The sequence below is a fragment of the Candidatus Dadabacteria bacterium genome (genome assembly GCA_026708565.1).
GTDB lineage: Bacteria > Desulfobacterota_D > UBA1144 > Nemesobacterales > Mycalebacteriaceae > Mycalebacterium.
The window spans coordinates 1-19,464 of sequence record JAPOUR010000049.1 but is presented as its reverse complement, the minus strand read 5'-3'; the positions used below and the strand labels follow the sequence as shown (position 1 = coordinate 19,464).

Annotated in this window: 13 protein-coding genes; 8 read left to right on the top strand and 5 right to left on the bottom strand. The window is 50.1% G+C overall.

Features of this window, described 5'->3' with window-relative positions; translation table 11 throughout:
• Nucleotides 1–8 precede the first annotated feature (8 nt).
• On the top strand, nucleotides 9–4,862 hold the full coding sequence (rpoC, locus tag OXF42_06160) for a DNA-directed RNA polymerase subunit beta' (GenBank protein ID MCY4047667.1): 4,854 nt from the start codon (nucleotides 9–11) through the stop codon (nucleotides 4,860–4,862).
• A 2-nt stretch (nucleotides 4,863–4,864) separates the two neighbouring features.
• On the top strand, nucleotides 4,865–7,636 hold the full coding sequence (locus tag OXF42_06155; protein MCY4047666.1) for a valine--tRNA ligase: 2,772 nt from the start codon (nucleotides 4,865–4,867) through the stop codon (nucleotides 7,634–7,636).
• Here OXF42_06155 and purF read toward each other — a convergent pair.
• Both purF and purL read right to left on the bottom strand, forming a co-directional pair.
• The gene (gene purF, locus OXF42_06150; protein MCY4047665.1) at nucleotides 7,596–9,023 is read right to left on the bottom strand and encodes an amidophosphoribosyltransferase; all 1,428 of its coding nucleotides are present in this window, start codon (nucleotides 9,021–9,023) and stop codon (nucleotides 7,596–7,598) included. The two genes, OXF42_06155 and purF, sit on opposite strands and share 41 nt — an antisense overlap.
• A complete protein-coding gene (purL, locus tag OXF42_06145; protein ID MCY4047664.1) occupies nucleotides 9,020–11,323 on the bottom strand; it encodes a phosphoribosylformylglycinamidine synthase subunit PurL in 2,304 nt (767 codons plus the stop codon). The genes purF and purL overlap by 4 nt, the downstream gene beginning before the upstream one ends.
• 31 nt (nucleotides 11,324–11,354) lie before the next feature.
• Here purL and OXF42_06140 point away from each other — a divergent pair, with 31 nt between their 5' ends.
• From OXF42_06140 to OXF42_06115, 6 genes are read left to right on the top strand one after another with little or no spacing between them, the layout of a single operon-like run.
• Entirely contained in the window at nucleotides 11,355–12,338 is a 984-nt protein-coding gene (locus OXF42_06140) for an enoyl-CoA hydratase/isomerase family protein (GenBank protein ID MCY4047663.1), read from the top strand.
• A gap of 8 nt (nucleotides 12,339–12,346) precedes the next feature.
• Entirely contained in the window at nucleotides 12,347–12,529 is a 183-nt protein-coding gene (locus OXF42_06135; GenBank protein ID MCY4047662.1) for a DUF1272 domain-containing protein, read from the top strand.
• Nucleotides 12,526–13,020 (top strand): GNAT family N-acetyltransferase, encoded by a 495-nt coding sequence (locus OXF42_06130; GenBank protein MCY4047661.1) that lies wholly within the window; start codon nucleotides 12,526–12,528, stop codon nucleotides 13,018–13,020. Before OXF42_06135 ends, OXF42_06130 begins: the two co-directional genes overlap by 4 nt.
• A gap of 44 nt (nucleotides 13,021–13,064) precedes the next feature.
• Nucleotides 13,065–13,919: a MoxR family ATPase gene (locus OXF42_06125; GenBank protein ID MCY4047660.1), complete on the top strand. Its 855-nt coding sequence runs from the start codon at nucleotides 13,065–13,067 to the stop codon at nucleotides 13,917–13,919.
• A gap of 1 nt (nucleotide 13,920) precedes the next feature.
• Nucleotides 13,921–14,742, top strand: a complete 822-nt coding sequence (locus OXF42_06120) for a site-specific DNA-methyltransferase (protein ID MCY4047659.1) — start codon at nucleotides 13,921–13,923, stop codon at nucleotides 14,740–14,742.
• Nucleotides 14,739–15,410: a hypothetical protein gene (locus OXF42_06115; protein ID MCY4047658.1), complete on the top strand. Its 672-nt coding sequence runs from the start codon at nucleotides 14,739–14,741 to the stop codon at nucleotides 15,408–15,410. The genes OXF42_06120 and OXF42_06115 overlap by 4 nt, the downstream gene beginning before the upstream one ends.
• A 53-nt stretch (nucleotides 15,411–15,463) precedes the next feature.
• On the opposite strand, the gene OXF42_06110 is transcribed toward OXF42_06115, so the two are convergent.
• The 3 genes from OXF42_06110 to OXF42_06100 form a co-directional block, all read right to left on the bottom strand.
• Nucleotides 15,464–15,808, bottom strand: a complete 345-nt coding sequence (locus tag OXF42_06110) for a type II toxin-antitoxin system RelE/ParE family toxin (protein MCY4047657.1) — start codon at nucleotides 15,806–15,808, stop codon at nucleotides 15,464–15,466.
• The gene (locus OXF42_06105) at nucleotides 15,796–16,056 is read right to left on the bottom strand and encodes a type II toxin-antitoxin system Phd/YefM family antitoxin (protein MCY4047656.1); all 261 of its coding nucleotides are present in this window, start codon (nucleotides 16,054–16,056) and stop codon (nucleotides 15,796–15,798) included. The genes OXF42_06110 and OXF42_06105 overlap by 13 nt, the downstream gene beginning before the upstream one ends.
• 144 nt (nucleotides 16,057–16,200) lie before the next feature.
• Complete coding sequence (locus OXF42_06100) at nucleotides 16,201–19,428, bottom strand: hypothetical protein (GenBank protein ID MCY4047655.1); 3,228 nt, start codon at nucleotides 19,426–19,428, stop codon at nucleotides 16,201–16,203.
• Nucleotides 19,429–19,464: the final 36 nt, after the last annotated feature.

The following is a 19,464-nucleotide window of genomic DNA, read 5'->3' as shown; positions in this document are numbered from 1 at the left end:
GGAAAACAATGGATTTTGAAGACATCATAACAAGCAAGTCCGAAGACAATTACTCGGGAGTCCAGATATCAATAGCGTCACCCGATGCCATACGGTCTTGGTCTCACGGAGAGGTGAAAAAGCCCGAGACTATTAACTACCGGACATTCAAACCTGAAAAGAACGGGTTGTTCTGCCCCAAAATTTTTGGTCCGGTGAAAGACTACGAGTGCGCGTGCGGAAAATACAAGCGGCTCAAACACAGGGGCATCGTGTGCGAGAAGTGCGGCGTTGAGGTTACCACCTCAAAACTCCGCAGGGAAAGAATGGCGCACATAGACCTCGCCTCGCCGGTTGTTCACATCTGGTTTTTGCGTAGCACCCCCAGCCGCATCGGGATGATTCTTGATATGAGTCTCAGAGACCTTGACAGGGTTCTCTACTACGAGTCTCACGTGGTTATCAACCCCGGCAAGTCTTCCCTGAAGATGGGTATGACACTCACGGACGAGGAACTTTCCAAACTGAGGGAGGCCGAATACACGATTTCCTCGCTTACCCCCGTGCCGGATGACATACTTTCCGGGATTGAAACTCAGGAGGACGGGGAGCGTCTTGCGGGGATGTTGATGAGTTATGAGCAGATGTCTCTGGTTAAAGACTACTGGTATAAGATGCTGGTTCCCGCCGAAGTGTCGGCAAAGTTCTCCCTGCAAGGCGTTATGGCGGGCAAAACCGGTGTCGCCGAGCATGAGATAAAGCGCGCCGTTTACAACTTTCTTACCGCCAGAAGGAACTTTCAAAAACATCAATCCGCTTACGAGGCGCAAGTTGCGCAGTCTGCCGACACCGATTCCGCAAACAAAGTTAAAAAGGCCGAAGGGACTCTTGCCGCCGCAAAGGAGCGGTTTGAAAGCCGGTTCTCAGGAGCGTATAAGGATTTGGGTCTTCAGCAGATGCCCGAAAGCAACAAGAAAATACAAGATGCCTTCAATGCCGTCTCTGACCCCGGTGAAAAGGTTCGCGTAGCGCGAGACGCTCTTCTGAAAGGAAAAGAGCATGCGGATATGCGCAGAGAGTGGAAGCAGCTGGCGGCCGAACTCAAGAAGGCGCAGGCACAGAGCGAGGAAGTCCCGCCGCATCTTCAGGGGGAATACAAAAAGTTTGACGGCGCGCGCGAGGAATTGAAAAAAGCCGGTGATGAACTTGCCAAAAGGGTCAAAAACTCCACCTTCAGGACGGATGAAACGGAAACCCTCTTAAAGGCGGACGAAAGTTTTTCAACGGACTACACCTACGGAATGGGAGCGGAGGCCGTTTATGAAATGCTGAAGAGCATTGATTTGAACGCGCTCTCGGAAGAACTTAAAACTGAAATGCAGGAGTCGGCATCTCCTCTCAAGAAAGCAAAAATAGCGAAGAGGCGCAAGATATGCGAAGCGTTCCGCAAATCAAAAAACCGCCCGGAGTGGATGGTGCTTACAACCATTCCCGTTCTGCCGCCGGACTTGCGGCCGCTTGTTCCGCACGGGGGGCGTTTCGCCACTTCGGACTTGAATGTTCTCTACAGAAGAATTATCAACAGAAACAACAGGCTGAGAAGGCTGATGGATCTGGACGCCCCTGACATCATCGTCAGAAACGAAAAGAGGATGCTTCAGGAAGCGGTGGACGCGCTGTTTGAGAACGGAAGAAGGGGAAGCCCCGTTTTAGGACACAACCACCGCCCGCTCAAGAGTCTGACCGACATCATAAAGGGTAAAAGCGGCCGGTTTCGCCAAAACCTTCTCGGAAAGAGAGTTGACTACTCCGGGCGTTCCGTCATCACCGTCGGCCCGGACCTGAAACTTCATCAGTGCGGTTTACCCAAGCAGATGGCTCTTGAACTTTTCAGGCCGTTCATTTACCAGAAACTTCAGGAGTGGAAAAACAAGGACGGAACTCCCATAGCGCCCACCATCAAAATAGCCAAAAGGTTTGTTGAAACCGGCGTGCCGGTTGTGTGGGACGCCCTTGACGATGTTATTAAAGAGCACATGGTTATGCTTAACCGTGCTCCCACCCTTCACAAATTGAGCATACAGGCATTTGAACCGGTGCTTGTGGAGGACAGGTCCATCAGGGTTCACCCGCTGGTCTGCCCCGCCTATAACGCCGATTTTGACGGAGACCAGATGGCGGTTCACGTCCCTCTGTCCATTGAGGCGCAGGCGGAGTGTCGCGCGCTTGTCATGTCCACAAATAACATATTGTCTCCCGCTCACGGCAAGCCCGTTATTCTGCCGACCCAGGACATGGTGCTGGGAATTTATTACATGACCAAGGACTCGGTCCACAGCAAGGGCGAAGACAAATTTCTCTCCTCTCCCGAAGAGGCGATAATGGCATACAACTTCGGCCATATAGGAATTCATGCGCGCATAAAGATAAAAATTAACGATGAGGTTGTTGAGACAACAACCGGCAGAGTGATTCTCTACCACGAAGCCATCCCCAAGACCATTCCGTTTGAACTTATCAACAAGCCCATGACCAAGCAGGAAGTGGAAAGCCTTGTGGACACCTGCTTCAGGAAAAACGGCGGAAAAGAGACGGTAATTATGGCCGACCGGATACGAACGCTCGGATTCAAGTACGCCACGAAGTCAGGCATCTCAATATCCATTAACGACATGCACATTCCGGACAGCAAGGAGCGGTTGGTGGAAAGGGCGCGGCAGGATGAGATGAAGGTTCAGGAGCAGTATTCTCAGGGGCTTATCACAGATGGCGAGCGCTACAACAAGATCGTGGATATATGGTCAAAAACCAGTGACGAAGTCGCTGACGAGATGATGGAAAACATCAAATTTGAAACCGTAACCGGCGAAGACGGCGCGGAGAAGCAGGGACCCAGTTCCAATCCCATATATATGATGATAGATTCGGGAGCGCGCGGCAGTAAAACTCAGGTCAGGCAGCTTGCCGGAATGAGGGGCCTCATGGCAAAACCTGACGGAACTATTATAGAGAAGCCCATAACCTCAAACTTCAGGGAAGGAATGAAGGTTATGGACTACTTCATCTCAACCCACGGAGCCCGTAAAGGTCTGGCGGACACAGCCCTCAAGACGGCAAACGCCGGGCACCTCACGAGAAAGCTCATAGATGTGGCGCACGACATAATAGTCACCGAAGAGGATTGCAGAACCATTGAGGGACTGCTTTATACAAACCGCGTTGAAGGGGGGAAGGTAAAAGAGCCCGTGGGAGACAGGGTTTTAGGCAGAGTGGCGGTTGACGACCTGAAAGATCCGGAAACAGGCGAGTTGATAGTGAAGGCGGGTCATGAAATAGGCAATGAAATTGCGGACAAAATCAATGAAAGCGGCATAAGCGAAGTTAAGATTCGCTCCGTTCTCACTTGCGATGCCGAAGAGGGTATCTGCCGCCTTTGCTATGGAAGAAACCTTTCAACGGGGAAACTTGTGGAAATAGGGGAAGCGGTCGGCATTATGGCGGCGCAGTCAATCGGAGAGCCCGGAACTCAGCTCACCATGCGGACATTTCACATAGGCGGCGCGGCGAGCCAGAGCGCCATGGAGCATACTCTTGAGTGCAACCATGCGGGCGTGATAAAGACATCCAAACTGAAAACAGTCATGACCGGCAGCGGCGAACTTGTGATTACAAACAGAAACAGCCGCATATCGGTTGTGGACTCCAAGGGCTACGAAAGGGAGAACCACAAACTTGAGTTGGGAGCGAGGCTGAAGGTCAAAGACGGCGACAAGGTTGAGGAAAAAACCCTTCTTGCGGAATGGGACCCTTACACCACCCCGATAATTTCCGAGACCTCAGGACTTGTCAGATGGAAAGACCTTGAAATAGGCATAACCTTCAAAGAGCAGGCGGACGAGGTTACCGGAATGCTTGAGAAAGTTGTGATTGAGTCAAAGAACACCAAACTTAAACCCGGAATAGAGATTGAGGGCAAACCGGCTCCGCAATCAGAGGATTTGCCCACGGGCGCCATCATTGAAAGAAATGACGGCGAGCAAGTCGGGCTGGGAGACATTATTGCCAAGATCCCGAAAGAAACCGCGAAAACCAAGGACATAACCGGCGGTCTGCCACGGGTTGCGGAACTGTTTGAAGCGCGCATTCCCAAAGACCTCGCCATTGTAAGCGAGATAGACGGCCATGTGTCATTCGGCGATGACTACAAAGGCAAGAGGCGCGTATTCGTCCAGCCGGAGGTCGGGGAGAAAAAGGAATACATTGTTCCCAGAGGGGAGCATGTCCTTGTCCGTGAGGATGACTTCATAATGTCCGGTGAAAAGATCGTGGATGGCGATGAAAACCCCCACGACATTTTGAAGATTAAGGGAGAGAAGGCGCTCAGCGAGTTTCTCGTCAATGAAATTCAGGCGGTTTACAAAATTCAGGGCGTCAGGATAAACGACAAACACATAGAGGTTATTGTCAGGCAAATGCTCAGGAGGGTCAAAATTAAAGATCCCGGAGACACCACCATGCTTCCCGGCGAGGCGGTAACGAAAACCCTCTTCCATAAAGAAAACTCCGAGGTTGAGAAAGACGGCGGCAAGCCGGCAACGGCCGAGCCCCTGCTTTTGGGAATAACCCGCTCGTCTCTGAGCACAGAAAGCTGGCTTTCGGCGGCATCTTTTCAGGAAACCACCAAGATACTGACCGAGGCCGCATGTGAAGGCAAAGAAGATAAACTCAAGGGATTGAAAGAGAATGTTATCATCGGCAGGATAATACCGGCCGGCACCGGGCTTAGCCTCTACAGAGACATCGGCATTGATTCCGAAGAGGAACCCGTTCCTCCAATACCTGTTGTAAAAGAGGAAAAATCTGAAGTTCCCGCGGAAACGTAACCTTGCCTCCCGTTTCGGACTGCATGGAAAAGAGTTACGACCCGGGCCCTCTTGAAACCAAATGGCGAACATTCTGGCTTGAGAGGGGGAAATCTCAAGACGGCGGCGGAAGGGGAAATGCCCCGGTTTTTTCCATTGTTATGCCGCCCCCCAACGTTACGGGCTCTCTGCATATAGGGCACGCTCTCAACTGCACATTGCAGGATGTTCTTGTCCGCTACAAAAAGATGAGGGGCTTTGATGTCCTGTGGATTCCCGGAACCGACCATGCGGGCATTGCCACCCAGATGGTGGTGGAGCGCGAACTCCTGAAAGAGGGAGTGAGCAGGGAAACCCTCGGTAAAGAGCGCTTTATTGAGAAAATCTGGGAGTTTAAGGAAAAATCAAGCGGACGCATATTTGAGCAGATAAACAGGCTGGGTTTTATACCGGACTGGAACAGTCAGCGGTTTACCATGGACGAGGGATTTACCGAAGCGGTAAAAAAAGTGTTTGTGGAACTTTACAGGAAAAACCTTATCCGGCGCGACAACAGGCTGGTCAACTACGATCCCGGTTTGAAAACCGCCGTCTCCGATTTAGAGGTTGAACAGAAAGAGGTTTCAGGGCGCTACTGGCACATCAGATATCCGGCCGCAGGCGGCGGCGACATAGTCGTGGCGACAACAAGACCGGAAACCATGTTTGGGGATACCGCGGTTGCGGTTCATCCCGAAGACAAAAGATACGTTCACCTGATTGGAACAGAGGTGGAAATTCCGCTTGCCGGGCGGTCTGTCCCCGTCATTGCGGACGAATACTCCGACCCGGAAAAGGGGAGCGGCGCGGTCAAGATAACCCCTGCTCATGACTTTAATGACTTTGAGGTCGGCAAAAGGCACAACTTGCCGCTTGTAAGCATTTTTGACGGAGACGCGCGGCTCAATGAAAATGCGCCCGAACCCTACAGGGGGCTTGACAGGTTTGAGGCGAGAAAAAAACTGCTGAAAGATCTGGAACACGGCGGCTTTCTGGTGAAAACCGAAAACATCTCGCACACTGTTCCATACGGAGACAGGTCCGGCTCTGTAATAGAACCCATGCTGATGGAGCAGTGGTATATGGACGTCAAACAGTTGGCGGCTGCGGCTGCGGATTCCGTCAGAAAAGGCGGAATGAATTTTCATCCGAAATTCTGGGAGCGGACATACTTTCAATGGCTTGAGAACATAGAGCCGTGGTGCATTTCAAGGCAATTGTGGTGGGGGCACGGGATTCCCGCATGGTATGGGCCGGACGGCGTAGTGTTTGTGGAAAAAGACGGGGATGAAGCGGCGAAAAGCGCATTTTCCCATTACGGGAAACAAGTTGAACTCACAAGAGACCCAAATGTTCTGGACACCTGGTTTTCATCGGCTCTGTGGCCGTTTGTTACCATGGGCTGGCCCCGCAAAAACGGGCTGTTGAGCAGATACTATCCCACCTCTGTCCTGATAACCGGCTTTGATATAATTTTCTTCTGGGTCGCGCGAATGGCTATGATGGGACTTGAATTTACAGATAACCCGCCTTTTAAGGACATATATATTCACGGTCTCGTGCGTGACAGCAAGGGCGAAAAGATGAGCAAAACCAAGGGCAATGTGATAGACCCGCTTGAAGTCGCCGACCGGTTCGGGGCGGACACCTTGCGTTTCTGCCTTTGCGCGCTCACATCGGGCGGAAGAGACATTGAAATATCAATGTCAACAATAAAAGGCTACAGAAACTTCATGAACAAGATCTGGAATGCGTCGCGCTTCATTCTTGAAACCCGCGGGGCAGGGCGGTTCTCCGCCGCCGTCCCTCCGGCGCCGGAAAAATGCGACAAGTGGATACTTGCCCGCCTGAATATGTCACTGGAAAAAATTGATATGTATATGGAAAACTACGAGTTTGGAAAGGCGGCGCAGGAGGCATACAGATTTTTTTGGAGGGATTTATGCGACCGTTATATTGAAGCCTCCAAGATATCCATCGGCGAGTCCGACAGCCGGACTTCCGATGTTCTTGCTTATGTTCTTCACTGCTCCGTGCGCGCCCTTCATCCCTTCTGTCCGCATCTGACCGAGGAAATCAACCAGAGGGTAAGGGCCGCCATGGGTCTTGATGAGATGAGTCTGCTTGATGAGGAATATCCCCGGAGTGAAGCGAATATCATCGGGGAATTCACCGAAGACCACATACGCATGCAGTTTGTGTTTGAGGGAGTAATTGATGAAATCCGCGCCGCGAGGGGCGCTGCGGACATTAAGATATCGGAGAAGGTCAGAGTGGCGTTTCTGACGGAATCCGGAAAAGACGGAGAGAATGTGAAGGATATTATTGAGTCTGAAATTGCCGTAATAAACAAACTTGCCGGTGTCTTATCCCATGAATTTTGCAAAGACCCGGATGAATTTTCAGCGGCGCCGGGTTTGTCGCGTTCCGTTTCATTTGCATGCGGAGACCCGTCAAAGAGGTTTAACATCAAACTGAAAGTTGAGCCCGGGCAAAAAGCCGCCGTCACCCAAAACGCGGAGGCCATAAGTAAAGATCTTGAAGATGTTTCAAAAAAACTGCTTGAGTGCGAGAGCAAACTGTCTGACCCTCTTTTTCAAAAGAACGCTCCCGAAAAGATCATCAACAGAGAAAAGGGGAAACGCCACGAATTTCTGCGGAGAAAAGAGGTTCTTGAGTCAGAATTGAAAAAACTGTCCGGCGGGGGAAAGCCCGTCAACCGGCAAACAGATTCATCTGGGCGGGGGAAAGGCTGAGGTCTTCAACCTCAACTTTGTAGTTTCCGGTAAAGCAAGCGTAGCAATATCCCTCTTGTTTTGTGCATCCTTTCTCACGAGGGAGGCCCTGCACCGCAATGTCTATTCCGTCCTTGCTCAAATACCCCAGAGAGTCGGCGGTTATGTAGTTCTTAATCCCGTCCACATCAAGCGAGTTTGCTATCAGTTCATCTTTGTTGGGAGTGTCTATGCCGTAGTAGCAGGAAAACCTCATGGGCGGCGAGCATACTCTCATGTGAATCTCTTTTGCCCCGGCGTCCCTGACCATTTTGATTATTTTTCTGCTGGTTGTCCCCCTGACAATTGAGTCATCCACGACAACCACTCTTTTATTTGTAATCACCTGCTCAATTGCGCTGAGTTTGAGTTTGACGCCAAAGTTTCTTATGGACTGCTCCGGCTCAATAAAGGTTCTTCCAACATAATGACTCCTCAAAAAACCCGTTTCATAAGGGATGCCCGTCTCTTCGGCGTATCCCATGGCCGCAGGGACTCCGGAGTCGGGAACGGGAATAACAATGTCGGCATCGGCGGGGTGCTCAACGGCAAGTTGTTTGCCGAGAGCCTTTCTCACCAGATACACATTGCGCCCGTTCATACCGCTGTCTGGCCGCGAAAAGTATATGTATTCAAAAATGCAAGCGGCCGGGCGCTCCGGGGCAAACGGTTTTATGGACTTAATTCCCTTCTCATCAATAACCACAATCTCCCCCGGCTCAATGTCTCTTACGTATGTGGCGTTTATCAGGCCGAACGCGCATGTCTCAGACGCCACCACATAGGAGTCTCCGGCTTTGCCCAGAACAAGGGGCCTGAATCCGTAAGGGTCTCTTGCCGCGACCAGTTGTTTTGAGTCCAGAAACACTATTGAATACGCCCCCCTGCATAATGACAGGGCGTAAATAATTTTTTGAGGCATCTCCGGCTCTTTTGACCTTGCCATCAAGTGCACAACCACCTCGGTGTCCGTTGTGGACTGGAATATAGCCCCGTCTTTTTCAAGTTGATTTCTAATCGTCAGAGCGTTTGTGAGATTGCCGTTGTGCGCAACCGCCATTTCTGAACCCGCGCGTGTTATGGCGATGGGCTGTATGTTGCTCGCGGAACTGGAGCCGGAGGTTGAGTAACGCACATGCCCGATTGCGCTTGTGCCGGGGAGATCTTTAAGCGATTCTTCGTCAAACACATCCGCCACCAGGCCCATTGCGCGTTTTCCGTAAAGCCGCCTGCCGTCCGATGTTACTATTCCCGCGCTTTCCTGTCCGCGGTGCTGAAGGGAGTGAAGACCCAGATAGGCGAGATTTGCCGCCTCCTTGTTGCCAAAGATGCCGAAAACCCCGCACTCTTCTTTCAGTTGAGATCTCATACCGTCCGGCGGGTCAGGGATTTTTCAAAGCCCTCAAGCCACAACCCCATGGCCTCCCGAAGCCCTGTTGAAAACATACCCTCAAACTCCATAACTCCGTCGCCCGTTACCACTCCGACCTTTTGAAACGGGATTTTGTGAGAGAGAAAAACATCGGTGATTTGCTTCTCATTCTCAGGGCTTGAGGTAACAACGGCGCGCGCCTGAGATTCGGAAAAGAGAATCACGTTGCCGTTCCCGACTCCGGGGCATACCCCGTCAAGGAGCACTGAGAACCCGACATTACCGTCAATTCCGGAAAAGCAACACTCGGCGAGAGCAATGCCCAGACCTCCCTCTGAAACATCATGAGCTGACTTGATTATACCCTTCCCGCAGCACTCCACCAAGGACAAAACCAGCCCCATCTCGCTTTCAAGATTCACGGAAGGCGGCTCGCCCGCAACTTCACCGGCAAGTAGCGCGGAAAAAAGACTTCCTCCCATATCTTCAAACGTCCGCCCCGCGATAAAAATCAAATCCCCTTCGTCCCTGAAACGCTTGGCAACCGTTTTGGAAATATCGTCAATGATTCCGACCATTCCTATAATGGGAGTGGGATTTATTGAAACCCCGGCGGTTTCGTTATACAAACTGACGTTTCCGCTGACTACGGGAGTTGAAAAATACTCTGCGGCCTCCGAGATTCCCTCCACGGCCTCGGAGAACTGCCACATGACTTCGGGGTTTTCCGGATTGCCAAAATTGAGGCAATCAGTAATGCCCAGAGGCCTTGCCCCCACACACGCGATATTTCTGGCGCTTTCGGCAACCGCCGCCTTCGCTCCCTCTCTGGGATTCAGAAGACAGTAACGGGAGTTGCAGTTGGAAGTCAAAGCAAGCCCCTTTGCCTCTCCTCTTATGCGGATAACGGACGCATCCGACCCGCCGGGGGGCAAAACGGTGGCCGTTCCCACCATGTGGTCATACTGCCCGTATATCCAGCGTTTGCTCGCGCAGGACGGCGAGGAGAGCATCCTGATAAAATTCTCCTTCTCCCCGCCTTCGGGAATAGGGGAGGGAGATGGGGGAGGGGATGCCGGTTTTTTCATCGGCCTTGAGTATTTCGGCGCGTCCGCAATGAGGTTGACGGGAAGGTCCGCCACCGGCTCGCCGTTTTCGGCGACAACAAGCCTGTTGTCTCCGGTAACCCGCCCGATTACGGAAAAATCAAGACCCCATTTTTCAAAAACTTTTCTCGCATCGTCCTCCCTGCCTTTTTTTATCACGGCAAGCATCCTTTCCTGAGATTCGGACAGCATAATTTCATAAGGCGTCATTCCCTCTTCGCGCCGGGGGATTTTGCCGCACTCAATCCATATCCCGTTTCCGCTCCGCTCCGCCATCTCCGCGGAAGACGAGGTAAGCCCCGCCGCTCCCATGTCCTGTATGCCAACCACTGCGTCCGTCTCAAAAAGTTCCATACACGCCTCTATAAGCAGTTTTTCCGTAAAGGGGTCTCCGATTTGAACAGTGGGGCGGTCTGATGAGGTTTCATCGCCAAAAACATCAGACGCCATAACAGCGCCTTTGATGCCGTCCCTGCCGGTTTTTGAGCCGACATATATGACTGAGTTGCCCACGCCCGCCGCGCACCCTGTGAAGATTCCGTCCTTTCGCGCTATGCCGACCGCCAGAACGTTAACAAGGGGGTTTCCGTTGTAGCATTCATCAAAATCAATCTCGCCCCCGACTGTCGGCACGCCCACGCAGTTGCCGTATTCCGCTATGCCCGATACGACTCCGTCCACAAGAAACCGTGTCTTGTCAAGAGACGGGTCGCCAAATCTGAGAGAGTCAAGAATTGCCACGGGCCTCGCTCCCATGGTGAAGATGTCTCTCAGTATGCCCCCGACGCCGGTTGCCGCGCCCTGACAGGGCTCTATAAAAGAGGGGTGGTTGTGGCTTTCCATTTTGAACACAACACACAGGCCGCCGCCTATATCCATCACCCCGGCGTTCTCTCCGGGCCCGTGAACCACGGCCTTGCCCTCCGTGGGGAATTTGCTCAGATGAACCCTTGAGCTCTTGTAGGAGCAGTGCTCCGACCACATCGCGCCGAGAATGCCCGTCTCAACCCGGTTGGGTTCTCTGCCGAGTGTTTTTTGTATCAGGGAATATTCCTGAGAAGAAAGCCCGTGCTCAAGGGCTTCGGCTTCGCTGCTGCAATTTGTCTCAGACGGATTTTGTGGCATCGGGCGAAAAATACGGGTCTGATTATACACGCGCCGGGCTTCCCTGTCATCAAAAGGTTTGCACATATGGCCGGTTTCCGTTAGTTTTCACGCCGAAATGCCGTGGGATATTGAATTAACGGAGAAAGCGGCGCTTGTCTCCATGAACTCCAATCCGGTCGGAGTCATGAATGAAGGTTTCTTTGAAGACCTTCGCTCCGCATTTTCCTCCCTTGCCGAAAAACACCCTTCAAAGCCCGTAGTGCTTGCGTCCGCTGCAAAGACGTTCTCTTCGGGTCTTGACCTTGATGAGTGCGTGCCTCTGTTCCGCCGGGGAGACAAAAAGGAGATTGACGTCTGGTTTGAGCGGTTTTTCAGTTCAATGGTTGCCGTGCTTGAGCATCCCGCTCCGGTTATTGCGGCGATAGGCGGGCATGCCATTGCCGGGGGGTGCTTGCTTGCGCTGTGCTGCGACATAAGGATTGCCGAAGAGGGGAAACCGCGCATAGGACTGAACGAGGAAACCATCGGGTTTCCAATGCCTATTTCCCTTGCCGCTCTGGTAACAGGGGCGCTCGGCACGCGGCGGGGCAAGCGCATAATGAAAAGGGGGGAGATTTACAACGCCCTGGATGCGCGTGAACTGGGCATTATCAACCGTATATGCCTGTCCGGAGAGGCCGCCCGCACCGCGCTCGCAGAAGCGGAGCGTCTTTTGAATTCGGATTCCGGCGGCAAAAAGGCGAAGGCGCACATTACGGGCAAGGTGAGGAAACTGTTCAACAAGGAAGACCGCTACCGTCTTGCGGGGAGACTTTCCGCCCCCGAAACGATTGAAAGACTGGAAGCCCTGATTCAGACCCTGAAAAAGGCAAAGAAAGGGGCAAAGACCATAAAAGAGGAAGAGACCAAAGCAAAGAAGGCGGCAAAGCCGGAGGAAGAGGGCAAAAAGAAAAAAGCGGCGAAGACGAAGAAAGAGGTGGAAGTTGTCAAGGTCAGGAGGCGTGTCAGAGCGAAGAAGACCACGGAAGAAGCCAAAGAGAAAAAGGCGGAAACAAAGAAGAAGACAACAAAAGCCCCGGCAAAAGCAAAGAAAGGATAATCTCAAGTATGCTTGAAATGAAAAATGAATGCCTTCAGTGCAATATCAAACTTGAACCGACCTCTGATGCTATGATTTGCTCCTACGAGTGCACGTATTGCCTACAGTGCGCAAGCGAGAACAACGGCATTTGCAAAAATTGCGGCGGTGATTTGCAGTTGCGCCCTAAAAGAAAGCAGGGAGAGGCATGACAGACAAAAACCTTGCCGTCCGCATGGCGCGGCGTGAAGACGCGGGCGCGATGGCTCAGATACTCATAGACATAGGCTGGTCTGAGAGGAGAAACGCCCTTGCGCCCGAAGAGGTTTCAGAACCGATAGAAAAACTGATAAGCGTCTCGTCCTCCGACCCCGAAGGGCACACGCTTCTTGTCGCCGAAGACGGCGGCGGCGGGGTGGTCGGGTTTGTCAATGTTCACTGGGTCCCGTTCATCATGCTTGCCGGTTATGAGGGCTACGTCTCCGATGTGTTTGTCAGCCCTTCAGCGGCGGGGACGGGCGCGGGGACGCTTCTTCTTTCGGCTGTTATGGACGAGGGAAAACGGAGGGACTGTTTCCGCCTTATGGTAACAAACGGAAAAGAAAAACCGTCCTACAAAAGGGGTTTCTACAAGAAAATGGGCTGGACGGAACGCCCCAAAGTCGCAAACTTTGTTTACTACTACAAAGAGCCATGGTCGTAGCGGTTTGATAACACGCGCGCGGGCGAGTAGTTTTATCTTTCATAATGGCACGGCAGAAGCAACAACAGTTTGAGGGAACAGAGCGGTATGTGGCGACCAGAGACCTTATCCTTGCGGTCAATGCGTCCATAACGCTTGAGAGGCCTCTCCTTGTCAAAGGGGAGCCGGGAACGGGCAAAACCATGCTGGCGTTTGAGATAGCCGAGGCGCTTGGCAAGTCTCTTATAACCTGGCATGTGAAGTCCACAACCACCGCCCAGCAGGGGCTTTACGAGTATGACGCCGTCGCCCGCCTTCGTGATTCCCAGTTGGGTGATGAAAAAGTCAAAGACATCGCAAACTACATAGAGAAGGGCAAACTGTGGGACGCCTTTGAATCCAAAGAGCAGTCGGTGCTTCTGATAGACGAGATAGACAAGGCGGACATAGAGTTTCCAAACGACCTGCTGCTTGAGTTGGACAAGATGGAGTTTTATTGCTACGAGTTGCGGAAGACCGTCAAGGCGGTGAACCGCCCGGTTGTCATTATCACTTCAAACAATGAGAAGGAGTTGCCGGATGCGTTTCTGCGCCGTTGCTTCTTTCACTACATAACTTTCCCTGATGTTGAGACATTGAAGGCGATAGTTGAGGTTCACCACCCCGGACTTGAAAAGAAGTTGCTGAACAGCGCGCTTGAGATTTTCTACTCATTGCGCGAGATAGACGGGCTGAAGAAAAAGCCGTCCACAAGCGAGTTGATTGACTGGATCAAGCTTCTGACCGCCGGAAAGATAGCGGCGGGAGAGTTGGAGAAGTTTGATATAACGGAGGAAGACCCGCCGTATGCGGGGGCGTTGATTAAGAATGAGCAGGATTATGAGATGTTGCAGATGTTGAGGTATCGGATGAAGAGGTGATATGCCCGTCAGTGAATTTATAGACACAATCAAGCGCGGTAACTGCGTGGAATTGATGCAAACAATGCCCGGTGAATGCGTTGATTTGATTGTTACAGACCCGCCTTTCGCCATTGATTTCAAAGCAAGCAGAGCAAACTACAACAGAAAAGAAAGCCGTGTTATTGAGGGATACAATGAAATCAAAGGCAATGATTATCAAACTTTTACCTTAAACTGGCTTTCTCAGGCGTCCAGAGTTCTCAAACAGTCCGGCAGTATGTATGTCTTTTCCGGCTGGAATCATCTTAAAGAAATTCTGATAGCAATAGACGAATGCGGGCTTACAACGATCAACCATCTGATTTGGAAATACCAGTTTGGCGTAACAACAAAGAGGAAGTATGTAACTTCTCATTATCATTGTCTGTTTCTTTGCAAGGATGACAGCAAAAGGCGGTTTTACCCGTTTTCCCGCTTTGGCAAGGAAGAAAAGACAGCAAACGGCGGCTCGGCTCACTACAAAGACAAAGAGGATGTATGGGATATAAAAAGAGAGTATTGGCAAGGCGATAAGAAAACGCCGACCAAGCTCCCGGCTGAAATCATTGAGAAGATTCTTGATTACTCAAGCAAAGAGGGGGATTTGGTTCTGGACCCGTTTCTGGGTTCGGGGCAGGTTGCCGTTGTCAGCAAGATGAGGAACAGAAGGTATGCGGGGTTTGAGATTGTGCGGGAGTATTATGAGTTTGCGCTGGAGAGGTTGAATTCGGGCAACTACAGGGTCAAAGACGATAATGAGGAAGATTTTGACGAAGAGAGAGTAGGGCTTTTCGCGTTATGAGCGTATCCGGTGAGGTTAAAAATGCGGTTAAGAAAATGAAAGCCGTTTGCGCGAAGATGCCTGTGGTATGGGACGGCAGGGAGTCTATTCTTGAAATGAAAAATGTCGGCTACAAACATTGGAAACAGATGGAATGGGCGGGGTTTTACTTTCAGTTTCTGTGTGAAAACGGGTTTGCCGATATTATGGAAATTCCGGGAAAGAAGTATGGCAATGTGGAGTTTGACGGGTTTAATGCAATCTCGTGGGACTTTAAGGCGCATGCAGCAAACACAACAAGCCATAAAGTCATTACAAACGATACGGAGGCAGTTGTAGATACCATTGACGATTATGGCTATTACGGGCTTGTTCTTGCCATAGGGGAGGTTGAATACAATGATGAGGAAAGAACCTTCAAGAAGTGGCATGATGAACTGAAAGGCGGGAAGAGTGATTATGAAAAGAAGAGGATAGAGAGAGGGGCAATGTCAAGAAGGCGCAAAACTGAATTTGTTCTGTCTGAGGTTCATTTTGTCTGCCTGAACAAAGAAGGGCTCAATCAATGTAGCGGGTCTTTCCAAGAGGGCTTTAGGAATTCGGGCGGCACTCCCAGAAGGGCAAAGGTGCTTGTGGATGTGTCTAATATTCCCGATGACTCAATTGTGATGAGTTGCAAAGTTGCTTGAGAATGGGCAGGACTACAAGATGTTGCAGATGTTAAGGTAACAGTAGCACCATCTTACCTTCCCTCATGTAAAACCTTTTTCCGCTCACCGCTGTCACTCCCAAGCATGTAAAGGCGCAACGCCCTTTCAGTCCTTATAACCCTCAGAACATATACCTTCTCGTTTTTAACCTTGTAAATCACCCTGCAGGGAGTAACAACAATCTCCCTGAAATTCGGCAGATACTCCCGCAATTCGGGAACTTTGCGCCCTGAATGAGGAAAATCGCCCAAACGCTTAACGCCGGAAAGAATCTTGCTGTGTAAAACCTGCGCGGCGACAGGGTTGTCAAAAGAGATGAAGTCCACAACATCTCTCAAGTCATTCCTTGCCCGCTCAGACCAAATTATTCTGGCCACTTCTTCTCAAACTCTGCTTCCATCTCTTCCTGCGTGTAGACCCGCCCGCTTGCTATGTCCATTTCCGCCTCAAGCAACTTCTCCAACATATCCACGCGCCTCTGCGTCATCTCGTAGTCGCCAACATCCACAAGATACGCGGACGGCTTCCCGTGTTCGGTAATCAACACCGGCTCTTTTGTTTTGCGAAGGTCGGCAAGGATTTTTGTCGCCTGCCGCTTGAGTGTGGTTACAAGTTCAGTCTTCATAATGAAGTGATACTATTCTGATACTTCTGTCTTGTCAACCAAACTACCTACAATTCTGTTTCTTTACAGCAAACAATACTCCTTTTGAATCGGAACAGCCGGTTGTCTCCAAGTCCCTACAATGACAGGTTTTGATCTTTTGACTCATAGGTTTTTTGTTAAGTGAATTGAGTTTGTCGCGGTCGCAACAGGGTCTGGTATCAAAATAGGCCATGGCTTCCCAGACCCTAAATCAGGATGTCGTGTCTCAGATTCTGGAATTCCTACCTCGTCCCTAATCCGGTCTATATGACGTAGCAAGCGAGCAGCCGTATCCGAGAGACTCCCGTCCGTCGTTAGTGCAAGCAGTTTTTCTCTCAATCTATTAGCAGGGATAGGCACTACTCTGAATGCATTATTCTTTGGAATCTCCGATGGAACATGCTTGGTAGTAATTTTCTCAACGGCTTGTGTGGCGAGAGAGGAGCATCTTGACTCTTCTTCAAATTTGATTAGCAAAAAGACTCCATCTTCATCGGGATTCCACGCAACCGCTTGAGCGATCTTCACATGCCCATGCAAAATAGGCCTTTTTTTCAACAATTCGTACGCATACATGCGTATATCAGGGCTTGAGGCAATTATATTTCCTAGTTCCTTTATTAGATGACTGTCTGCCATTGAACCACCTTCAAAGACACCTTGGGCAGTCAGATCAAGAATGTAGTGCGCAGAATTGGAAGTTCCAAATTGGAAAGCGGTCGTTTGCCACTCATAGATAGAATAAAACCGTGGATCTTCTTTAGCAAGATTAAAGAAAGCATCTTCTGCGCGTTCCGAAGTGGAATCGCCAAAGGCTTTTATCATATCTCTAAAGAGACGAGGGTCCCGTTGTTCTGGAGGCATTTTGCGGATCACATTTAATATCTTCGTAGGATAATCAACAAATGGTAAAAGACTCATCCATGCTTGTAATTCGTCGTTCTTGTTTGGCGTCTTCTCAATGATTTCAGCAATACTATTAGCCACAATCTCTGCATCTATGTCTTTTCCGGAAAGAGCCAGATGAAGAAGCAATCTTTCGCGGTCTTGCCTTGTTGGTGATAAGGCAATAAGTTGCTGAATCGTATCATCACGTTGCCCATGCGGTAACCGTGAGGCGGCGATTCCAAGTTTTACGGCGAGATTCTTCTGCTCATCCGTTGCACCTTTCGCTATTAATGAGTCTATTACGGCAAATATTGCTTCTGCTCCCGGCGAAGTCTTGTTCGGATTATCAGCACGGTCTAATCTTTTCTCTTTCACGCCAGAGAAATCTATACCAATCAAAGAGAAAGAACGCTTTTCTGATGGAGACTCGTTTGCAATCTGCCATTGTTTGGCAATTACTTTTGCTGCAAATTCACCAAAATGCTCATCCGTCAAATACGCTCGCATCATGTCAGATGTCTCTGGTGCGTTAATCGCCAAGAAAATAGGATAATACTTGCAAGTCATAGGCCGCTGGACTTCTTGAACAATACTCTGATACTCATGATACGCAGACCGTTGAGACTGGTAATTTGGTTTACTTTGTTGTCGCAAGACAGACAGAAAAGTCCGATAGCGTTGTAGGTTATCATCCAGCAAACGCTTCAAGATAGGCAAGAGGCTCACAGATGGCACACGGCGCGCAAGATTTGCTACACTGAGTTTTTGCCTACGAGTAGAGTCGTTAGATACAAGCAAACGTTCACCCCAGTCTTTTACCAATTCCTGAATTGTCTTGGTCGATTCCGAGTCGTAAGGTCTCTCTTGTCCAGTCTCTATATGGCGTGGACGTGAAAGGATATTTGCTAATCTTTCTATCTCTTGATTGTCCGCCAGTGCTGATCGCGTAAGAACCGCAGCAACAAGAGAAGGCCCTGACACATATTCAATACGAGATTGAAGCCCTCTGTAAATTTCACCAGTCATCTTGTCGTGTTCACCACTTGTTAATAAGCGTGTTTCTACATTCAAGAACTCCTCAAGGAAGCGGGTAGCAGATTTCTTTCCAAGCACTGATGCAGCGGATTCTGCACGCTCATCGTGACGAGTCGGATTATCCAGTGCCAGTTGAACTATCTCATTACCATCTATATTGAACTCGGCAGACGCTAACATATTAGCTGCATTATAAAATAGTGTGCGACCTGCACGTACGCGTTCTAACAAACCATTAGCAACCGCATGTGGGTAACGGTTGTGTGCTTCGCTAATAAGTCCGATTTCTCCACCCCATTGCTCTTCACCTCGTTGCTTTATCTTCATTGTGCTGATAATCTGGGTCAATTCAGTACTGTAATCTTCATTGTCTTGAGCAAACACAATCATGCGCAACTGATCAATATCTGACTTTTTGGCTCTACTTTGCCGTTCTCGAGCCTTTGCAAGGTTTTCTCTGACCTGTCTGTTACCTAATTCACTGACAAGGTTCTCACGGACAACCATGTCAAAAATCTCATCATCTGATTCTTCTAAAACTTCCGCAACATGTCGATTTGCTCGCTGGAAAATCAGATCCTCAATGACTGATTTCTTTATTTCGGAAACGGGGTCAGCCTTCGCGACCTCGGTCGCAATATCTATACCATCTATACCGCTACACCAAACCATTTCCTTCAGCAATACAAGCCGTGCGTCCGGAGGTAGTAACTTGATCTTCTTTCCAGCATCATCTCCGAGAATAGACGGCTTGAACTGTCCGCAATTCCTCAGTGCATTGAGGCTAATCTGTTCATCTTTGTTAGTGATTAGTGGCCAGACTGCATTAATGAATTCCGAGCGACCTGATGTAACCATGAAACGAAGGGCGCGGTCCACTTTTCCGGGCGCATGCCAACGTGTTATAGACTCTTGAATGGTCTTATCAATCCGCCCCCATACCTCATTTGTGGAACGGAAAATCATCTCGGCGGCGAGAATTGGATCGACATCAAAAGCAACGAGAATCGCTTTACCGCAAACAATTTGCCGGTCAGAGTCCCCGTGCGCAAGGCGCTCGATAGCAAATAGAATGGCTTCTTCCCATAACGGGAAATTGAATATTTCCGCTAACCCTTCGCACCTCTTGGAGTCAGAGACCTCTCCAATAATCCGACTCTCAATCCAATGAGATACATACCATTCTTGAAGTTGCTGATGTTGAAACGAATAGCCAGACTCACCCATACGCATAAGCACATGATTACTGACTAACGCATCAAGCACTGGGTTAGGTTCTGGCTTGTTTGTAATCTGTCCCTCGGAAACCAGCAAATCCCCTGTATCGGAAATAGATCGTCGCGCTTTATCCTCTGTAATGAAGGTATTTGAATTGCGCATGGCAAATACAGCCATATCTTCTAGATAGCGTTGCTGAAACCCTTGCACAACACCTTGTAATGCCTCAGCGTGGTTCGCGTTTTT

Excerpts from the sequence above, each read along its gene's own strand:
- rpoC (MCY4047667.1), top strand. The coding sequence starts at position 9 with ATGGATTTTGAAGACATCATAACAAGCAAGTCCGAAGACAATTACTCG.
- purF (MCY4047665.1), bottom strand. The coding sequence starts at position 9,023 with ATGAGATCTCAACTGAAAGAAGAGTGCGGGGTTTTCGGCATCTTTGGC.
- purL (MCY4047664.1), bottom strand. The coding sequence starts at position 11,323 with ATGTGCAAACCTTTTGATGACAGGGAAGCCCGGCGCGTGTATAATCAG.
- OXF42_06140 (MCY4047663.1), top strand. The coding sequence starts at position 11,355 with ATGCCGTGGGATATTGAATTAACGGAGAAAGCGGCGCTTGTCTCCATG.
- OXF42_06135 (MCY4047662.1), top strand. The coding sequence starts at position 12,347 with ATGCTTGAAATGAAAAATGAATGCCTTCAGTGCAATATCAAACTTGAA.
- OXF42_06130 (MCY4047661.1), top strand. The coding sequence starts at position 12,526 with ATGACAGACAAAAACCTTGCCGTCCGCATGGCGCGGCGTGAAGACGCG.
- OXF42_06125 (MCY4047660.1), top strand. The coding sequence starts at position 13,065 with ATGGCACGGCAGAAGCAACAACAGTTTGAGGGAACAGAGCGGTATGTG.
- OXF42_06120 (MCY4047659.1), top strand. The coding sequence starts at position 13,921 with ATGCCCGTCAGTGAATTTATAGACACAATCAAGCGCGGTAACTGCGTG.
- OXF42_06115 (MCY4047658.1), top strand. The coding sequence starts at position 14,739 with ATGAGCGTATCCGGTGAGGTTAAAAATGCGGTTAAGAAAATGAAAGCC.
- OXF42_06105 (MCY4047656.1), bottom strand. The coding sequence starts at position 16,056 with ATGAAGACTGAACTTGTAACCACACTCAAGCGGCAGGCGACAAAAATC.